Raw genomic sequence first — 15,836 nt, 5'->3', positions numbered from 1 at the left:
GAGCTATGAACGCTGAGGAGAACGCTCCCCACATCGTGGTGGTGGGACCCGAGGGCTTCAGCGCCCAGGGCGATAGCGCTGAGAACGGTGAGCACGAGGAGCGGTCGATCGCCAACCTGGTCGAGCAACCCGCCAAGGTGATGCGCATCGGCAGCATGATCCGCACTCTGCTGGAGGAGGTCAGAGCCGCGCCTCTGGACGAAGCCAGTCGCAAGCGGCTGAAGGAGATCCACGAGAGCTCCATCAAGGAGCTCGAGGACGGTCTGGCGCCCGAACTGGTCGATGAGCTCGAACGGTTGTCGCTGCCCTTCACCGACGACAACGGCACGCCGCCGAGCGACGCCGAGCTGCGCATCGCGCACGCTCAGCTGGTCGGCTGGCTCGAAGGTCTGTTCCACGGGATCCAGACCACGCTGTTCGCGCAGCAGATGGCCGCCAGGGCCCAGCTGGAGCAGATGCGCAAGGCGCTGCCCGGCGGGATGGCCCAGGAGAGCCACCGGCCCAGCGGCACGGGTCCTTACCTGTAGAGGTTCTCCAGCACGAGGGCCACGCCGTCTTCGTCGTTCGCCGCGGTCACATGGTCGACCGCGGCGAGCACGTCGGGATGGGCGTTGGCGACCGCGTACGAGGTGCCTGCCCAGGCGAGCATGGGCAGGTCGTTCGGCATGTCCCCGAACGCGATCACCTCGTCCGGCTTGATTCCGTTCTTGGACGACAGCGCGGCCAGGGCGGAGGCCTTCGTCACGCCCTGCGCGCTCATCTCGATCAGCGCCCTGCCGCTCGAGTGCGTCGCGGTCACCAGATGCCCCACGAGATCCTGTACGGCCTCGTGCAGGCTGTCGGGGTCCATCTCGGGATGAAGTGCCAGGAGTTTGGCGCACGGCCGCGAGGTGAGCGTCGAGGCGCCCACTCTGAGCCCCGCCACCGCCTTGCTGTCCATGCCGCCCAGCCGGAAATCCGACTCGTGCGCAAAACCACCTTCGTACTCGACCGAAAATGCCAGTTCGGGCACGTTCGCTCGAAGCTGAGCGACCACCTCTCCAAGCACGTCGGGCTCGATGAGGTGCGACTCGACTATCCGTTCGGTGTGCAGGTCGTAGACAAGGGCGCCATTGGCGCAGATGGCAAGTCCGCGGTGGCGTACGGCGTCGGCGACCACACTCATCCACCTGGGCGGACGGCCGGTGACGAATACCAGCATCGCCCCAGCTCGCTCCACGTCGGCGAAGGCGGCGGCGGTGCGGGAGGAGACGGATCCGTCGGCGCGCAGGGCGGTTCCGTCGAGGTCGGTGGCCACCAGTCGCGGGGCGGCGGAGAGGCTCGGCATAACAGCTTCCAGTTTGCCCTGTGATGCCGCGGTCCAGAAATCTTCGTGGCAGAGGGAACACCAAGGCGGCGGAATGGTGTTAGATGTGATGGCGTTGTATTAGCTGATCCCGTAGTGAAAACCGGCATGTGATTGTCTGAGCCACCCCGGGTGCCTGCTGTATACGACACACCGGGATTCGCGAGGTGCGGGTCCCATAGATACACATCCTGAGGGAGAGCTTTTATGGCTCAGGGAACCGTCAAGTGGTTCAACGCTGAGAAGGGCTTCGGCTTCATCGCCCCGGACGGCGGTGCGCCGGACGTGTTCGTGCACTTCTCCGAGATCGTCGGCAACGGCTACCGCAGCCTTGAAGACGGGGCGCGGGTCGAGTTCGAGATCACGCAGGGACAGAAGGGGCCGCAGGCCTCCCAGGTCCGTGCCATCTGACCTGATAGCTACGAGATAAGAGCCGAGGATCTTCGGATCCCCGGCTCTTTTCGTCTCCAGGGGCCGTCACCGATACACCAGCCCCGACAGCCGCCACGCGAGCTTCCTGCGGAAGGGCGGCAGCACCGCCAGGCACCTCAGCGCGAGGTTGCGCAGCGGACGCAGCCTGCGGTTCACCGTCGCCAGCGCCGTGAGCCTTCCGGCGAACGCCACCACCTGCTCGGCCACCGGCCGCCGCGCCGCCGCGTAGGCGTCGAGCGGGGCCGCCGAGCCGCTGCGGAGCGCCTGTCCCAGCGCCTCGCCCAGGGCCGCCGCGTCCTGAAGCCCCGCGTTCATCCCCTGCCCGCCCGCAGGGCTGTGCACGTGGGCCGCGTCGCCCGCGAGCACCACCCGGCCCGAGCGGTAGGCGTCGGCGACCCTGTGGTGCACCCTGAAGCGCGAGCCCCAGACGACCTCCTCGACCACCACGCGCTCCTTCACGGGGCCTCGCGCGTCGAGCAGGCGCTGCACGAAGGCCGCGTCGGGCCGCTCGGGCGCCTTCTCGACGGTGGCCACGATCCTGAACGTGCCCCCGGGCAGCGGCGCGACCACCACGAGCCCGTCGGGCGAGAAGAACAGCTCGACCTCGTCGGCGGGTACGCCGCCGCTGAGCCGTACGTCGGCCAGGGAGAAGGACTCGGCGTAGGTGCCGCCGGTGAAGCCGATCCCCACCTGCTCGCGCACGGTGCTGTGCATGCCGTCCGCGCCGACCAGGTAGCCGGCCCGCACCCGGCTGCCGTCGGCGAAGGTCGCCGTCGCACCCTCGGCGTCCTGCTCCACGGCCACCACCCTGTACGGCCTGGCGACCCGCCCGCCGAGCTCCTCGAACCTGTCCAGGAGGATCCGCTCGGTGTCGGCCTGGGAGATCATCAGCGTGTAGGGATAAGGGGTCGGCAGCCGCGAGAAGTCCACAGGGACGAGCACCCTGTCCCTGTCCCTGATCGTGAAGCGGGGCGAGTGGATGCCGAGCCCCGTCATCTTCTTGGTGACGCCGAGCGGCTCCAGCACTTCCAGCGTGCGGGCGTGCACGACGGCCGCCCTCGAGGTGTTGTCCCCCTCGGCCTGGTCGTCGGCGATCGTGACGTCGAACCCCTGTTGGACGAGGGAGACGGCGACGGCGAGCCCCGTGGGCCCCGCTCCGATGACGAGCACGTCGGTGGTGACGTTCATGATGCCCTCCACTTGGTCAACGCTTGTTGGCATCACTATCGCTCCGCCCGCCTAGCTATGTCAACACCCGTTGGCCTACAGTTGTTGACATGAGGAGATCGTCCGAGGACACCAAATCCGCGATCCTGGCCGCCGCCCGCGAGCGCTTCGGCGCCGACGGGTACGAGAAGGCCACGATCAGGGCCATCGCCGGCGACGTGGGCGTCGACCCGGCCATGGTGATGCGCTACTTCGGCAACAAGGAGAAGCTGTTCGCCGCCGCCGCCCACTTCGACCTGCGCTTCCCTGATCTGGCCTCGACGCCGCGCGAACAGGTCGGCACGGCGATGGTCGGCCACTTCCTCGACCTGTGGGAGACCAGCGAGGCCCTTCAGGTGCTGCTGCGCACCGGCGTCACCAACGAGGCCGCCGCCGAGCGGATGCGCGAGATCTTCGCCACGCAGCTCGGCCCGCTCGCCGCCCGCCTCTGCCCCGACCCGGCCACGGCGCCCACCCGCGCGGGCCTGGCCGCCTCGCAGATCCTCGGCCTGGCGCTCACCCGCTACGTCCTGCGCCTGCCACCCGTCATGGCCATGACGCGCGAGGAGGTCGTCGCCTGGCTCGGTCCGACCCTCCAGCGCTATCTCACCGAATGACAGAAGGATCACGGGTACGGCACGAATGTCCCCTCTCGCGAACCTCTGCCAGGCCGCCGTCCTCCAACCGGGCATGAGGTACGCCTGGCTGTGCCACCCCGTGACCCTCGTCTCGGTGATCGTCTTACTCGTCAACGACCATCTGCTCAAGCAGGCCTGGCCCGGGTTCGTCACCGGCAAGCTGAGCGACGTCGCCGGCCTCCTCGTCGCCCCGCCCCTCCTGGCCCTCCTCCTGCGCCGCAGGGCCGACGCCGCGGCCGTCCTGCTGACGGGAGCTCTCTTCGCGGCCGTCAAGACCACGGAAACGGGCGCGGAGGCGGCATCCCAGGCCTGGACCTTGGTGGCGGGCCATTCGCGCGTCCTGGCCGATCCCACGGACCTGCTGGCCCTGCCCGCCCTCGCCCTCGCCTGGTGGGTCCGCCGCCACGCCACCGCAGTTCCGCCAAGAACGAGGATCCTCCTCGCGACGCCCCTCGCCGTCCTGGCGGTGACCGCCACCTCGATTGCGCCACTCTCCGACGCGGAGGAGGTCTGGGTGGAGGGCGCGGCGATCGTCGCCACGGTGCGGAGAGGCGAGATCGAGGTGAGCTCCCTGGACGGAGGAAACACCTGGAGTTCTGGGCCCGCCCGTCCCGGGAGCGAGGGCAGGGGCCAGTCCGCCGCCTGCGTTCCACGACAGGGGCAACGCTGCTACCGGATCGTCCAAGGCCTCATGAGGGTCGAGGAGTCCGACGACGGCGGATCGACCTGGCGCCTGTCATGGGAGGTCTCGCCCACCCGCGTGCGGCTCCTGAAACGAGCGCTCGAACCGTACACCGGCTACTACGACCGCAAGCCTCTCGCCTCGTTCACGCTGGCCGTGCAGCAGAGGCCAGGCGGACAGCACGTGGTGGTGGTCGCCAACGGTCTCGACGGGGTCGCGGTGAGAGACACGGCGGGCACGTGGCGACGTCTGGGATTCGGGAAGAGCGGGGGTCTGTCCGAGGCCGATGCCACGCCGGTGAACCGGTTCGGCGCATACGTCTGGACGGAGACGACGGTCGCACTCCTGGCGGGGTTGGGAGTGTTCGCCCTCGCGCTGGGCCTCAGCCGCCCCCGCAGGCGCGTGACGATCGTGGTGATCGTCAACCTTGTCGGCTGCCTGTGCGCGGCGCTGCTCCCGATCGCGCCCGACGTGTCGCCGACGGCGCGGCTGGCAGGGCCGCTCGGCCTGCTGGCCGTCGTCGTCACGGTGATCACCTTGCTGGTGATGACAGGCATGGCGGGGTTGATGGCGAGGGAACTGACCGCGGCGTTCGGGGCCGGGGTCTTCACCGCGCTCGCGGTCGCGCTGCCGTTCCACGGGTGGAGCGCGGGCTGGCCCGAGGACCACGGTACGGCGCTCGGCCTCTCCGTCGTCCTCGGGCTGGCCACAGCGGCGACCGGGCTGGTCGCCGCCAGGCGGACCGCTACTTGACCGGCTCCAGGACGTCGAGCCCGACGTAGGGGCGCAGGGCCTTGGGAACCACGACGGAGCCGTCGGCCTGCTGGTGGTTCTCGAGGATGGCGACGATCCAGCGCGTCGTGGCCAGCGTGCCGTTGAGCGTGGCCAGGTGCTGGGGCTTGCCGTCCTTGTCGCGGAAGCGGGCGCCGAGCCTGCGGGCCTGGAACTCGGTGCAGTTGGACGTCGAGGTCAGCTCGCGGTAGCGCCCCTGGGTGGGGATCCACGCCTCGCAGTCGAACTTGCGGGCCGCGGACATGCCCAGGTCACCGGCGGCCGTGTCGATGATGCGGTAGGGCACCTCGATCTTGGCCAGCATGTCCTTCTCCCACGCCAGCAGCCGCTGGTGCTCCTCCGCCGCCTCCTCGGGACGCACGTAGGAGAACATCTCCACCTTGTCGAACTGGTGGACGCGGATGATGCCGCGGGTGTCCTTGCCGTAGGAGCCCGCCTCACGGCGGAAGCAGGACGACCAGCCCGCGTAGCGCAACGGCAGCTGCGAGCCGTCGAGGATCTCGTCGGCGTGGTAGCCGGCCAGCGAGACCTCGGAGGTGCCGACGAGGTAGAGGTCGTCCTCGGGCAGGCGGTAGATCTCCTTGTCGTGCGCGACGTGGAAACCGGTGCCCGCCATGGTCTCCGGCTTGACCAGCACCGGGGTGATCATCGGGACGAAGCCCGACTCGATCGCCTGCTGCATGGCCATGTTGAGCAGGCCGAGCTGGAGCCTCGCCCCGGCGCCGCGCAGGAAGAAGAAGCGCGAGCCCGAGACCTTCGCGCCGCGCTCCATGTCGATGGCGCCGAGCAGCTCGCCCAGCTCCAGGTGGTCGCGCGGCTCGAAGTCGAACGCGCGGGGCTCGCCCACGGTCTCGAGCACGACGTAGTCGTCCTCGCCGCCGTGGGGCGCCTCGGGCTGGACGATGTTGGGGATCGTGCCGATGAGCTCCTCGAGCTCGACGGCAAGCTTCTCGGCCTCGGCCTCCGCCGACTTGACCTGCCCCGCGAGCTCCTTGGCCCGCTGGAGCAGCGCCTGCTTCTCCTCGCCTGAGGCCTTGGAGACCGACTTGCCCATGGACTTCTGCTCGGCGCGCAGGGACTCGAAGGAGGTCAGCGCGGCGCGGCGGCGCTCGTCGAGGTCGAGCAGCGTGTCGACGACGGTGTCGTCCTCACCGCGGGCACGCTGCGACGCCCGTAGCCGGTCGGGGTCCTCACGAAGGGTACGCAGGTCAATCACCCCCCAAGGCTACCTAGGTGCGCAGTGCTCCCACACCCGATATCCCGTACGGCACGGCGTCGAGGCGCTCGCTCACACCTGACCGGCGCGCACGCGCGCCAGCCAGTCGCTCGCCTCGGCGAACTCGTTGTCGGCCGTGCCGCGCTTGATCTGGGGCGCCACGCCGTCGGCCCGCGGGTAGCTGCCGAGGAAGCGGACCTCGCCGCAGACCCGGTGCAGCCCCGAGATCGCCTCGCCGACACGGGCGTCGGCCACGTGGCCCTCGAAGTCGAAGTGGAAGAAATAGCGGCCGATGCCCTCGCCCGTGGGGCGCGACTCGATGCGGCTCAGGTTGACCCCGCGCATCGAGAACTCCGTCAGCATCTCCAGCAGCGCGCCAGGATGGTCGTCGGCCAGGAAGACCACGAGCGTGGTGCGGTCGGAGCCGGTCGGCTCGGGCAGCGGCCCTGGGCGCGACACCCTGACGAACCGGGTCTCGGTGTCGGAGCGGTCGCCGATGTCGGCCACCACCTCGACCAGCCCGTAGTGCTCGCCCGCGATGCGCGCGGCGATGGCGGCGTCGTACGGCGAGCCTGGCAGCGACACCTCCTGGGCGGCGGCGGCCGTGGACGGCGCGGCGACGACCACGGCGTCGGGCAGCTCGCGCGCGAGGAAGGCCCTGCACTGGGTGATAGCGGCGGGGTGGGTGTAGACGCGCTTGATGTGCCAGAGCGAGGTGTCGGGCCTGGCCAGCAGGGAGAATCGCACGGGCAGCAGGAGCTCGGCGGAGATGAGCAGCGGCTCACCCCAGGCGAACTCGTCGAGCGTGGTGGTGATGGCGCCTTCGAGTGAGTTCTCCAGCGGGACGACGGCGCCGTCGGCCTCGCCTGAGCGGCACGCGTTGAGCGCGGCGCTGACTGTGGCGCAGGGCAGGCGCTCGGCGTTTGGCTCCATGAGCCGCAGGGCCTCTTCGGTGAAGGTGCCCTCTGGCCCCAGGTAGGCGAGGCGAGACATACCTACAGGGTAGTCAACGTCTTGCCATCTGGGGCTCGAACTCGGGACCGAGGCCGAGCCTGGCCGCGCGCACCGCCTCCTCCTCTTCTGGGGACAGCTGCTGCTGCCCCTTCCCGCCCACGACGGGACGCACGTAGGTGCGTGTCTCGGAGCGGCCGTTGATGGAGGTGAGCACGATGCCGTCGCCGAGGCCGTTGATCATCGCGACGGAGAAGGAGAGCCGACCCGTCATCTCCGCCAGCGCGTCGTAGCGGTAGACCGCGACGTCGCGGATGGCCTTGAGGTCGCCCCTGCTCTCGCCGGTCTGCCTGGTGATCATCCGCTGGCAGTCGTCGACGGCCGCTCGCGCCTGCCTGAGCGCCACATATCCGATGACGACGCCGCTGACCCCCGCGAGCACGCCCACGATCATCCAGAGAGTAATCAGCACATCACCAAGAGTGTCACAAGATCTGGCGTCGTTCGGGCAACCAGACCCCAAGCAGCCAGACGAGGGCTATCGCGCCCAGCCCGAAGGCGTTCTGCACGATCTTGCCGATGACCGGGCTGACGACCGGGATCTCGGCCGCCTTGATCGCCACCCCCCACCAGGGGATCGGCACCACGTAGAAGAGCCACACGCCCACGGCCACCCGCAGGCGCACCACGTCGCGTCCGTCGCCGACCAGCGCGCCGAGGACGACGACCACCCAGGCCAGGTGGTGGATCCAGGCGACGGGCGACAGCAGCACGGCCATGAGCCCGGTCAGCGCGACCGCGGTCATGGTGTCGAGCCTCTCGAAGGCATGACGGGCGTAGCGGAAGCCGTACCAGGCGACGACGGCCACGAGCGCGAGCCAGAGCACCGACGTCAGCCACTCGGGCAGGTAGAGCCTGATCAGCATGCCGCGCATCGACTGGTTGGTGGTGGCCGCGTTCGCGCCCAGGCGTTCGGGGTCGAGCAGGGCCCTGAACCAGAAGTCGACCGCGTCTCGGGGGATGACCGCGAACGGCATCAGCGTGAACGCCGCGGTGGAGAAGGCCGCCATCCAGAACGTCTTCCACTGCCTGGTGACCAGCAGGTAGATGAGGAAGACGCCGGGCGTGAGCTTCACCGCCGTGGCCAGGCCGATCAGGAACCCGCGCGGCCACCACGGCCGCTTCGCCACGCAGTCGGCCAGGCACAGCGCCACGAGCAGGATGTCGACCTGCCCGAAACGCACCTGGTCGCGGATCGGCATCAGGTAGGCGCACGCCACCATCAGGAACGCGAACACCAGCGGGTTCCTGTTCACCTGCCTGAACGCGAAGCCGACGGTGACGGCCAGCGCGGCGAAGACGCCGGCCGTCCACACCCACTGCGCCGTCTCCCACGACATCCAGGCCAGCGGTACGGCCAGCAGCGCCGCGACCGGCGGATAGGTGAAGGGCAGCAGCTGCGGCGCGGGGGTGAGGAAGTCGTAGACCGGACGCCCCTCCAGCAGCATCTGCCCGCCGGTGCGGTAGACGTCGAGGTCGACGAGGCGCTGGTCGTCCGCGTTGGTCAGCCACGTCTCGACGAGCGGCCACACGGCCAGCACGACGAGCACCGCGGCCAGCGGCCACAGCCACCACCGCCGCCAGATCGAGGGCGCTCCACCACCTGTCACGATGTGGCACGTTACCGTGGCTCTAGCCGTTCTTGGGCGTTGACTCTGGGGGTCCCCGCATGCCGTACCGCACCCTGGCGCGCCTCTGCCTGGGCCTGCTCGCCCTGCTTCCCGTCCTCGTGGGGGCGGCCTCGGGCACGGCGGGCGCCGCCGCCGAGAGCAGGGTCGCGGTCGTCGGCGTGCCAGGGCTGCAGTGGAGCGACCTCGACCAGGCGCGCACGCCGCACCTGTGGAAGCTCGTCGGCCAGGGCGCCTCCGCCTCGCTCTCGACGCGCGTGGTGCCGCCGCCGAACAGGGGTACCTCCTGCCCGATGGCCGGGTGGCTGACGGTGTCGGCCGGTCAGCGCGCGGGCGCGCCAGGCTGCGTCATGCCGCAGGCGCCCACGGGCGGGGCCGTGCCCGGCTGGGCGGAGCTGACCGCCTTCCAGGACGGCACCGGCTACGACGCGGTGCTCGGCACGCTGGGACAGACCGTCGTGGACGCGGGGGGCAGGGTCGCGGCCATCGGGCCGGGCGCGGCCCTCGGCGCCGCCGACAGGTCGGGAAAGGTCGCCGCCTACGCCGACGCCCCCGAGGGCCTGGCCGACCCCGCCTCCTACGACCTGATCGTGATGGAGGCCGACCAGCTCGCCCGCGCGTGGACGGCGCTGCCCCCCGACAGCGACGGCGTGCCGCCCGACCTCACGGCGGCCGCCAGGCGGAGCGCCGCGGCAGAGGCCGACCGCAGGATCGGCGCGTTCCTCGACAGGCTGCCCCCGGGCACGACGGTCCTGGTGGCCGGGGTCTCCGACACCTCGGCCGCCGCGCACCTGCACGTCGCCCTCGCGTACGGCGGGCCGTACCGCCACGGGTTCCTGACCGCCACCTCCACCCGCCAGGACGCGCTCGTCACGATCACGGACCTCACCGCGACCACGATCAAGAACCTGGGGCTCGCCGTGCCCGCGGGCGTGGTCGGGCGAGGGTGGGAGAACGGCGGCGAGGCGCCCCCGACCGTCGCGGAGAGCGTCACCCGCCTCGCCGACGAGGACCTCGCCAGCCAGGTGCTCAGAGAGGTCAGAGGGCCCTTCTTCGCCGTCTTCGTGGCGGTGCAGGTGCTCTTCTACGCCGTCGCCGCGCTCGTGCTGCGCAGGCGTCGTTCGTCCCGGAGCGCCGAGGCGCCCGTCGAGGACGCCGCGAGGTCGCGGGTGCTGGTCGCGGTCCAGGTGGTGGCCGTGGTCAGCGGCGCCGTCGCGGTCTCCACCTTCCTCGCCCAGCTGGTGCCGTGGTGGAGCCTGTCCGCCGCGATGCCCGCGCTGATCGTCACGATCCTCGCCTTCGCCGGGCTCATCACCGCGCTGGCGTTCGCCGGCCCGTGGCGGGCGCACGTGCTCGGCCCGCTGACCGTGGTCGCGGGCGTCACCTCGCTGGCCCTCCTCGTGGACGTCATGACCGGCTCCAGACTCCAGGTCAACGCCGTCACCGGCTACGAGCCCGTCACGGGAGGGCGCTTCTACGGCTTCAGCAACATCGCCTTCGCCGTCTACGCCACCGGCACCGTCCTGGCGCTGGCGGGCCTGGCCCAGTGGCTGCTCGGCCACTTGCGCAGGAGCGTGGTCGTGCTGGTGTGCGCGGTCTACGGGGCGTTCGCGGTCTTCGCCGACGGCTGGCCTGCGTGGGGCGCCGACTTCGGCGGCGTCCCCGCGTTCGTGATCGGCCTGGCGGTCTTCCTCATCCTGCTGTCGGGCCGCAGGGTCTCGCTGCTCAAGCTGCTGCTGGTCGGGGCGGCAGGCGCGGCGCTCATCGGGGTCATCGCCTTCGCCGACTGGCTGCGCGCCGCCGACCAGCGCACCCACCTGGGCACCTTCGTCCAGCAGATCATCGACGGACAGGCCTGGACGGTGGTGTGGAGGAAGTTCAGCTCGATGGTCGGCATCACCGTCGGGAACTGGCAGCTCACCCTGCTGTCCCTGGTGGCGCTGGCCTTCCTGTTCTTCGTCCTGGACCGGCCCTCGCGGTGGGGAGCCTCGGCGCTCGGCCGCGCCTACGGCTTCGCCCCGACCCTGCGCGCGGGCCTGTTCGGCGCTTTGACCTGTGCTTTCGTCGGCTTCCTCGTCAACGACTCGGGCATCGCGATCCCCGCCATGGCGCTCACCGTGGCCGTGCCGCTCACTCTGGCCGCGTGCGTGCGCGCGCTGCAGCTCGCCACGCCCACCACGCAAGACCCGCCGTCAGCGCCAGCAGCGACCACGGCACCACCTGCTGCCTGACGACGGTCCTGAGCCACTCGAGGTCGGCGGGCTGGCCGTCCACCCTGGCAGGCAGGTAGGCCAGCGACAGCAGGGTCAGGTGCGCGGTGAGGAAGAGGTCGACCCTCGAGGCCGCCACCATGGCGACCAACGCGAAGGCCAGCCCGTCGTACCAGGGCAGGATGTACGGCGTCGCGAACACGTACGCGACGACGAGCACCGCCGCCACCCTCGCCGCGTCGGCGGGCGGCGGCTGGAGCCTGAACAGCGCCCACGCCAGCAGGGCCATCACGACCACCGCGCCCACCTGGATCTCGCCCCTGTAGGCGCTGCCCTCTCCGACGACCGCCTGCAGCCATCCCTGGACGAGCTTCCAGAAGGAGGCGTGCGAGATCGCCTTGCCCGCCCTGCTCACCTGGTCGAAGGCGTGCGTCCCCGCCCAGAGGTAGCCGAGCGCGGCCACCCCGAGCGCCACGCCCGCCACCAGCGCGAGCCGTCGTGGCCGCCGCCTGAGCTCCCACGCGGGCCCGAGCGCCACCAGGCCCACGTTGAGCTTCACCGCGACGCCGAGGCCGAGCAGCGCTCCCGACGCCGCCAGCCGTCCTCTGGACACCGCTCCCTCCGGGATAGCCTGGCCGCGGGCGCTCACCACCAGCGCGGCCACCATGAAGGCGATGGCCAGCGTGTCGACGTGCAGCCCCGCGACGAGCTGGTAGAGCAGCAGCGGGTTGGCCGTCCACAGCAGGGCGGCCCTCAGCCGCAGGGCGGGATCGTCGCGGGTCAGGCGATCGAGCAGCAGCCCCGCGGCGATGAACGCGGCCGCGTTGACCAGCGCCATCACGAAGATGGTCAGCCTGACGGAGTCGCCGCCCACCCAGCTGGCCAGCGCCTGCACCGCCGTGGCCACGGGCCCGTAGACGCTGGGCTCCTCCCGCCACGGCGCCTCCACGGCCGCCGCGACGCGATCGCCCGGAAGGTCGGCCGCGCCGCTGACATAGGGGTCGATCCCGAGCGTGACCATGCGCCCGTAGGCGGCGTAGTTGAGGTGGTCGGCCGATCCGGAGGGCGGCAGGAAGGCCAGCGCGGCGGCGGCCAGGCAGCCTCCCAGCACCAGCGCCCGCGCCGCGCCTTCGCCGAGGGCACGGGTGCGCCACAGGCCGCAGAGAAGGCCCAGGCCGCCCAGGACGACGGCGAGCGCCGCGAGCGCGATCACGAGATGCGATGAGGGCCGCGCGTCGAGGGAGTACGGCGGCTGCCAGCCAGGCCCTTCGAGCCCCGGCACCATCGCCGAGGGCCCCAGCAGTCCTATGGTGATCGTCAGCAGCACGGATCCGGCGATGAGCACCGGCGCGGCGCGCGCGCCGAGCCCCGGCCCCGCCTCGGTCCTTGCCTGCGATGTCACCTGCAGATTCCAGCACATCACGGGGACAGGCCGCACCCGAGAGGACGACGGCCAGGCCGGATGGACTACGACCTGAGCTTGGCGAGGTTGTCGCGGATCACCGGCTCGCGGGTGGCCAGGGCCCGTGCCACGTCACGAAGCTGCCGTGCTCTGTGCAGCTGCGCGTGCCAGTCGGTGCCCGTCGCACGGTGGGCCATCTCCACCTCGACCTCGACCACCCTGAACCCCTTGCGCACCAGGTCGATGGTCAACCCGGTCTCCACGCCGAAGCCGTGAGCGAGGGGTCTGGCGGCCTCGAAGGCCTCCCTCGTCAGGCAGCGCTGGCCGTTCAGGGGCTGGGTGGCGGAGAAGCCTGAGGCCCGCCTGATCCCGTCGCGCGAGAGACGGACCACGACGCCGTGGCCGCCCAGCTTCACCCTGGTGGCGAAGACCGCGATGGTCATGTCGGCCTCGCCTGCGCGTACCGGCTCCACGAGGCCGGCGGCCGCGCGGGCGGTCTCTCCCAGGTCGGCGTCGAGGAAGAGCAGGTGTCTGGGCACGGCGGCGTCGAGCAGCCGCACCGCCTCCGCGCCGCTCTCCATGGCGCTCGCCTTGCCGCGGTTGCGGCTGTGGCGGACCACTCTGGCGCCCGCGGCGCGCGCGACCCTGCCCGTCTGGTCGGTCGAGCCGTCGTCGACGACCACGACGAGATCGACGCCTGGCAGCTGGAGCGCCGCCGTCACGGTGGCGCCGATGCGTTCGGCCTCGTCCTTGGCGGGGACGATGACCGCGGTGTCCGTCACGAGCCCTCTGAGATCAGCAGCTCCTCAGGCACTTCCTCGTGCACGGTGAAGACCGAGTCGAGGCCTGTTACCTGCAGGATCTTCCTGACGGCGGGCCGCGGCGCGGCCACCTCGAGCTGCCCTCCACGCTCCCTGACGCGCTTGAGCGCCGAGAGCAGCACGTTCATCCCGGTGGAATCGCAGAAATCCACCTGGGACATGTCTATGACCACACGGCTGGGCCCGTCCTGCAGCAGTCGAGTGAACTCCGACTGCAGGCGGGGCGCCGTATAGAGGTCGATTTCACCGGCGATCGCCACGAGGGCCTGGCCGGCATGTGATCGAGTCGAGACCTTGAGCTCCACATGGGCAGGCTAGCGGCGTCGGGGCTCTGGGTCACGTTCTCACGCCGATAGGGGCCGGTCTGGTTTTTGTCTCCCGTTTCGGCCTCATGAAAACGCAGAGTACGCGAAGCTTGACAGTGTGAAACCGGCAAGGCCCGGAGAGGGGTGAGGTGGTAACGGCTTCCATGCCTGTCGCGTCAGTCGCTCTGACCGGCAGGGATACCCGGCTTGGAGGTCCTCCGCACCCCGCCCGGTGCCTGATCTCAGGGAGAGGACACTATGCAACCCACTCGCTCACGACTCGTCTCCGGCCTGCGAGCCCCGGGCCGCCGCGGGAGCAGTCGATGAACGATGACCTGTACGAGGACCCCATCCGCCAGCGACTACGTGAGCACCTGGAGGCCATGCTGATCCGCGCGGACAAGGCCGCCTCGTGGCGCGAGGAGACCGGCCGCCTTCGCGGACTGGTCAACCATGACGGATTCGTCCCCATCCGCACGCGGCTCTCGACCGAGGACCTCGACTTCCTCGCCGACGCGCGCGACGACCTGCTCACGTTCACCGAGCTCGGGTTGCGACTGCTGGACCTGCACCAGCCGCGCGACGCGGGCGGCATCACCAGCGATCACGCCCATCCGATCCTGCGATGCCGCAGTTGCATGTGGCGCTGGCCGTGCCCGACCTTCCGCGCCTTCTCCGACTCCTTCGGCCCGGCTCCGGCGCTCCCCGAGTCGGCCTGAGCGGGCTCAGCTTGAGGCGTCAGCGGTAGGCGTACCACGCGGCGGCGAGACGTCGCGCGGCTTCGGTGAGCTGATCCGGATGGAGGAGGAAGTGCATGCGGATGCGATCGTCGGCACCACCGCGCGCCGCCGAGATCGGTCCTGGATAGATCGCGACGCCGTGTCGCAGCGCGACCTGAGCGAAGGTGACGGCGTTCCCTTTCGGCAACCGCGCCCACAGGGTGTGGCCGCCCGCGACCGGCGGCACCTCCCAGTCGGGGATCAGCCGCGCCACCTGCGCACGCAGGTGGTCGTGTCCGCGTTCCAGGTCGGCGACGCGGCGTTCCACCAACGCGTCGAGCCGCGGCAGCAGGTACGAGGCGGCGATCTGCGCCGGTACGTTGCTGCCGTGGTCGTGAAGGTTGCGGAGTCTGACGAGCTGGGCGATCACGGGTGCCGGCGCGCGTAGCCAGCCCGTGCGAAGCCCCGCCCACACGGTCTTGCTCAGCGAGCCGATCGCGATCACCGAGTCCGCGTACGAGCACAGGGGCGGTGGCCGGTCCTGACCCGCGAACAGGAGGTCGGCGAAGGCCTCGTCCTCGATCAACGTGATGCCCGCGGCCACCGCGGTGTCGACGAGTCGCCTGCGGGCCGGGGTCGGCATGACGGTACCGGTCGGGTTGTGGACGGTCGGAATCGCGTACGCGGCGATCGGGCGGACGTCGCGCGCCGCGGCGTCGAGGCCGGGCAGTCCGACCGGCAGCGTATGCAGCCGGGCGGCCGCCTCACGGAAGGCCTCCAGCGCCCCCGGGTGTGTGGACGCTTCGACGACGACCCGGTCGCCGGGTTTGAGCAGTGCGCGCGCGAGCAGTGACAACGCCTGCTGGGCGCCGTTGGTCACGATGATCTGGCCGGGATCGGTGGGCACCCCGCGCCGGTCGTATCGGTCGGCGATGGCGCGCCGCAACGTGGCATGCCCCGCGGGGTGGTAACCGACATCGTCGGTGATCTGGGGAAGGTGGCGCACGACCTGCTCGTACGCGTCGATCACTTCGGTCGGCGGGGTGGGCGGAGCGGAGAGGACGAGCTGGATGATCTCGTCGGCGGAGTAGCCCAGGCTCAGCAGCGTCGCGCCGGACGTGTCCTGTCGTGAGGTGGGTCCGGCCACGCGAGTGCCGCTGCCCTGGCGCCTGACGATCTTGCCCTCGGCCTGCAGCTGCTCGTAGGCGTTGACGACGGTGGTGCGCCCGACGGCCAGTGTCGCCGCGAGAGCGCGGTCGGGCGGCAGCAGCGTGCCTCCCGGCAGTTCGCCGTCGTCGATGAGCCGACGCAGGGCGGAGGCGAGCAGCAGGTACAGCGGGCCACGTCCCGCAGCCCACTGGCCCAGACGTTCGGGCAGATCGATTGGCTCCATAGGCAAACCAATTCTGGCGGATTGGCTCTCGCCGCG

The 15,836-nt window shown here is 70.7% G+C and carries 16 protein-coding genes; 6 read left to right on the top strand and 10 right to left on the bottom strand.

Features of this window, described 5'->3' with window-relative positions:
- The first annotated feature begins 5 nt into the window (after positions 1-5).
- Positions 6-527, top strand: coding sequence for a bacterial proteasome activator family protein (locus tag FHR33_RS26195; RefSeq protein ID WP_183652857.1), 522 nt, complete (start codon positions 6-8; stop codon positions 525-527).
- On the opposite strand, the gene FHR33_RS26190 is transcribed toward FHR33_RS26195, so the two are convergent.
- A complete protein-coding gene (locus FHR33_RS26190) occupies positions 518-1,327 on the bottom strand; it encodes an HAD family hydrolase (RefSeq protein WP_183652854.1) in 810 nt (269 codons plus the stop codon). The genes FHR33_RS26195 and FHR33_RS26190 overlap by 10 nt on opposite strands.
- 225 nt (positions 1,328-1,552) lie before the next feature.
- On the opposite strand from FHR33_RS26190, the gene FHR33_RS26185 reads away from it, so the two are divergent.
- Positions 1,553-1,756: a cold-shock protein gene (locus FHR33_RS26185; RefSeq protein ID WP_183652851.1), complete on the top strand. Its 204-nt coding sequence runs from the start codon at positions 1,553-1,555 to the stop codon at positions 1,754-1,756.
- A 66-nt stretch (positions 1,757-1,822) separates the two neighbouring features.
- Here the strand turns inward: FHR33_RS26185 and FHR33_RS26180 are convergent, their stop codons facing one another.
- Entirely contained in the window at positions 1,823-2,965 is a 1,143-nt protein-coding gene (locus tag FHR33_RS26180) for an FAD-dependent oxidoreductase (RefSeq protein ID WP_183652848.1), read from the bottom strand.
- A gap of 89 nt (positions 2,966-3,054) precedes the next feature.
- Between FHR33_RS26180 and FHR33_RS26175 the strand changes: the two genes are divergently transcribed.
- Both FHR33_RS26175 and FHR33_RS26170 read left to right on the top strand, forming a co-directional pair.
- A complete protein-coding gene (locus tag FHR33_RS26175) occupies positions 3,055-3,600 on the top strand; it encodes a TetR/AcrR family transcriptional regulator (protein WP_183652847.1) in 546 nt (181 codons plus the stop codon).
- A 115-nt stretch (positions 3,601-3,715) separates the two neighbouring features.
- On the top strand, positions 3,716-5,056 hold the full coding sequence (locus FHR33_RS26170; protein WP_183652844.1) for a hypothetical protein: 1,341 nt from the start codon (positions 3,716-3,718) through the stop codon (positions 5,054-5,056).
- Here the strand turns inward: FHR33_RS26170 and serS are convergent.
- From serS to FHR33_RS26150, 4 genes are all read right to left on the bottom strand, one after another.
- On the bottom strand, positions 5,049-6,311 hold the full coding sequence (gene serS / locus FHR33_RS26165; RefSeq protein WP_183652841.1) for a serine--tRNA ligase: 1,263 nt from the start codon (positions 6,309-6,311) through the stop codon (positions 5,049-5,051). The genes FHR33_RS26170 and serS overlap by 8 nt on opposite strands.
- 72 nt (positions 6,312-6,383) lie before the next feature.
- On the bottom strand, positions 6,384-7,304 hold the full coding sequence (gene pheA / locus FHR33_RS26160; protein WP_183652838.1) for a prephenate dehydratase: 921 nt from the start codon (positions 7,302-7,304) through the stop codon (positions 6,384-6,386).
- Between the two features lie 13 nt (positions 7,305-7,317).
- Entirely contained in the window at positions 7,318-7,734 is a 417-nt protein-coding gene (locus tag FHR33_RS26155) for a DUF4446 family protein (RefSeq protein ID WP_312895728.1), read from the bottom strand.
- 13 nt (positions 7,735-7,747) lie between these two features.
- The gene (locus tag FHR33_RS26150) at positions 7,748-8,932 is read right to left on the bottom strand and encodes a glycosyltransferase 87 family protein (protein ID WP_183652836.1); all 1,185 of its coding nucleotides are present in this window, start codon (positions 8,930-8,932) and stop codon (positions 7,748-7,750) included.
- A gap of 59 nt (positions 8,933-8,991) precedes the next feature.
- Between FHR33_RS26150 and FHR33_RS26145 the strand changes: the two genes are divergently transcribed.
- Positions 8,992-11,181 carry a hypothetical protein gene (locus FHR33_RS26145; RefSeq protein WP_183652834.1) on the top strand — a complete coding sequence of 730 codons (2,190 nt, stop codon included), beginning with the start codon at positions 8,992-8,994 and terminating at the stop codon, positions 11,179-11,181.
- Here FHR33_RS26145 and mptB read toward each other — a convergent pair.
- The 3 genes from mptB to FHR33_RS26130 all read right to left on the bottom strand — a co-directional run bounded on the left by mptB (position 11,081) and on the right by FHR33_RS26130 (position 13,688).
- Entirely contained in the window at positions 11,081-12,562 is a 1,482-nt protein-coding gene (gene mptB, locus FHR33_RS26140) for a polyprenol phosphomannose-dependent alpha 1,6 mannosyltransferase MptB (protein ID WP_312895727.1), read from the bottom strand. The genes FHR33_RS26145 and mptB overlap by 101 nt on opposite strands.
- A gap of 65 nt (positions 12,563-12,627) precedes the next feature.
- Positions 12,628-13,344, bottom strand: a complete 717-nt coding sequence (locus FHR33_RS26135; protein WP_183652830.1) for a glycosyltransferase family 2 protein — start codon at positions 13,342-13,344, stop codon at positions 12,628-12,630.
- Complete coding sequence (locus FHR33_RS26130) at positions 13,341-13,688, bottom strand: STAS domain-containing protein (protein WP_183652828.1); 348 nt, start codon at positions 13,686-13,688, stop codon at positions 13,341-13,343. Before FHR33_RS26130 ends, FHR33_RS26135 begins: the two co-directional genes overlap by 4 nt.
- A gap of 323 nt (positions 13,689-14,011) precedes the next feature.
- Between FHR33_RS26130 and FHR33_RS26125 the strand changes: the two genes are divergently transcribed.
- Positions 14,012-14,407, top strand: coding sequence for a hypothetical protein (locus tag FHR33_RS26125; protein ID WP_183652826.1), 396 nt, complete (start codon positions 14,012-14,014; stop codon positions 14,405-14,407).
- A 19-nt stretch (positions 14,408-14,426) separates the two neighbouring features.
- On the opposite strand, the gene FHR33_RS26120 is transcribed toward FHR33_RS26125, so the two are convergent.
- Positions 14,427-15,800 (bottom strand): aminotransferase-like domain-containing protein, encoded by a 1,374-nt coding sequence (locus FHR33_RS26120; protein WP_183652824.1) that lies wholly within the window; start codon positions 15,798-15,800, stop codon positions 14,427-14,429.
- Positions 15,801-15,836 lie beyond the last annotated feature (36 nt).

The sequence above is a fragment of the Nonomuraea dietziae genome (assembly GCF_014195505.1).
Classification (GTDB): Bacteria; Actinomycetota; Actinomycetes; order Streptosporangiales; family Streptosporangiaceae; genus Nonomuraea; species Nonomuraea roseola.
The sequence above is the reverse complement of the archived record's forward strand: the minus strand, read 5'-3'. Positions and strand labels throughout refer to the sequence as shown.

Bases quoted from the DNA above. Each gene is read 5' to 3' on its own strand.
- pheA (WP_183652838.1), bottom strand. From the start codon at position 7,304: ATGTCTCGCCTCGCCTACCTGGGGCCAGAGGGCACCTTCACCGAAGAG.
- FHR33_RS26145 (WP_183652834.1), top strand. From the start codon at position 8,992: ATGCCGTACCGCACCCTGGCGCGCCTCTGCCTGGGCCTGCTCGCCCTG.
- FHR33_RS26120 (WP_183652824.1), bottom strand. From the start codon at position 15,800: ATGGAGCCAATCGATCTGCCCGAACGTCTGGGCCAGTGGGCTGCGGGA.
- FHR33_RS26125 (WP_183652826.1), top strand. From the start codon at position 14,012: ATGAACGATGACCTGTACGAGGACCCCATCCGCCAGCGACTACGTGAG.
- FHR33_RS26180 (WP_183652848.1), bottom strand. From the start codon at position 2,965: ATGAACGTCACCACCGACGTGCTCGTCATCGGAGCGGGGCCCACGGGG.
- FHR33_RS26190 (WP_183652854.1), bottom strand. From the start codon at position 1,327: ATGCCGAGCCTCTCCGCCGCCCCGCGACTGGTGGCCACCGACCTCGAC.
- FHR33_RS26185 (WP_183652851.1), top strand. From the start codon at position 1,553: ATGGCTCAGGGAACCGTCAAGTGGTTCAACGCTGAGAAGGGCTTCGGC.
- FHR33_RS26175 (WP_183652847.1), top strand. From the start codon at position 3,055: ATGAGGAGATCGTCCGAGGACACCAAATCCGCGATCCTGGCCGCCGCC.
- FHR33_RS26195 (WP_183652857.1), top strand. From the start codon at position 6: ATGAACGCTGAGGAGAACGCTCCCCACATCGTGGTGGTGGGACCCGAG.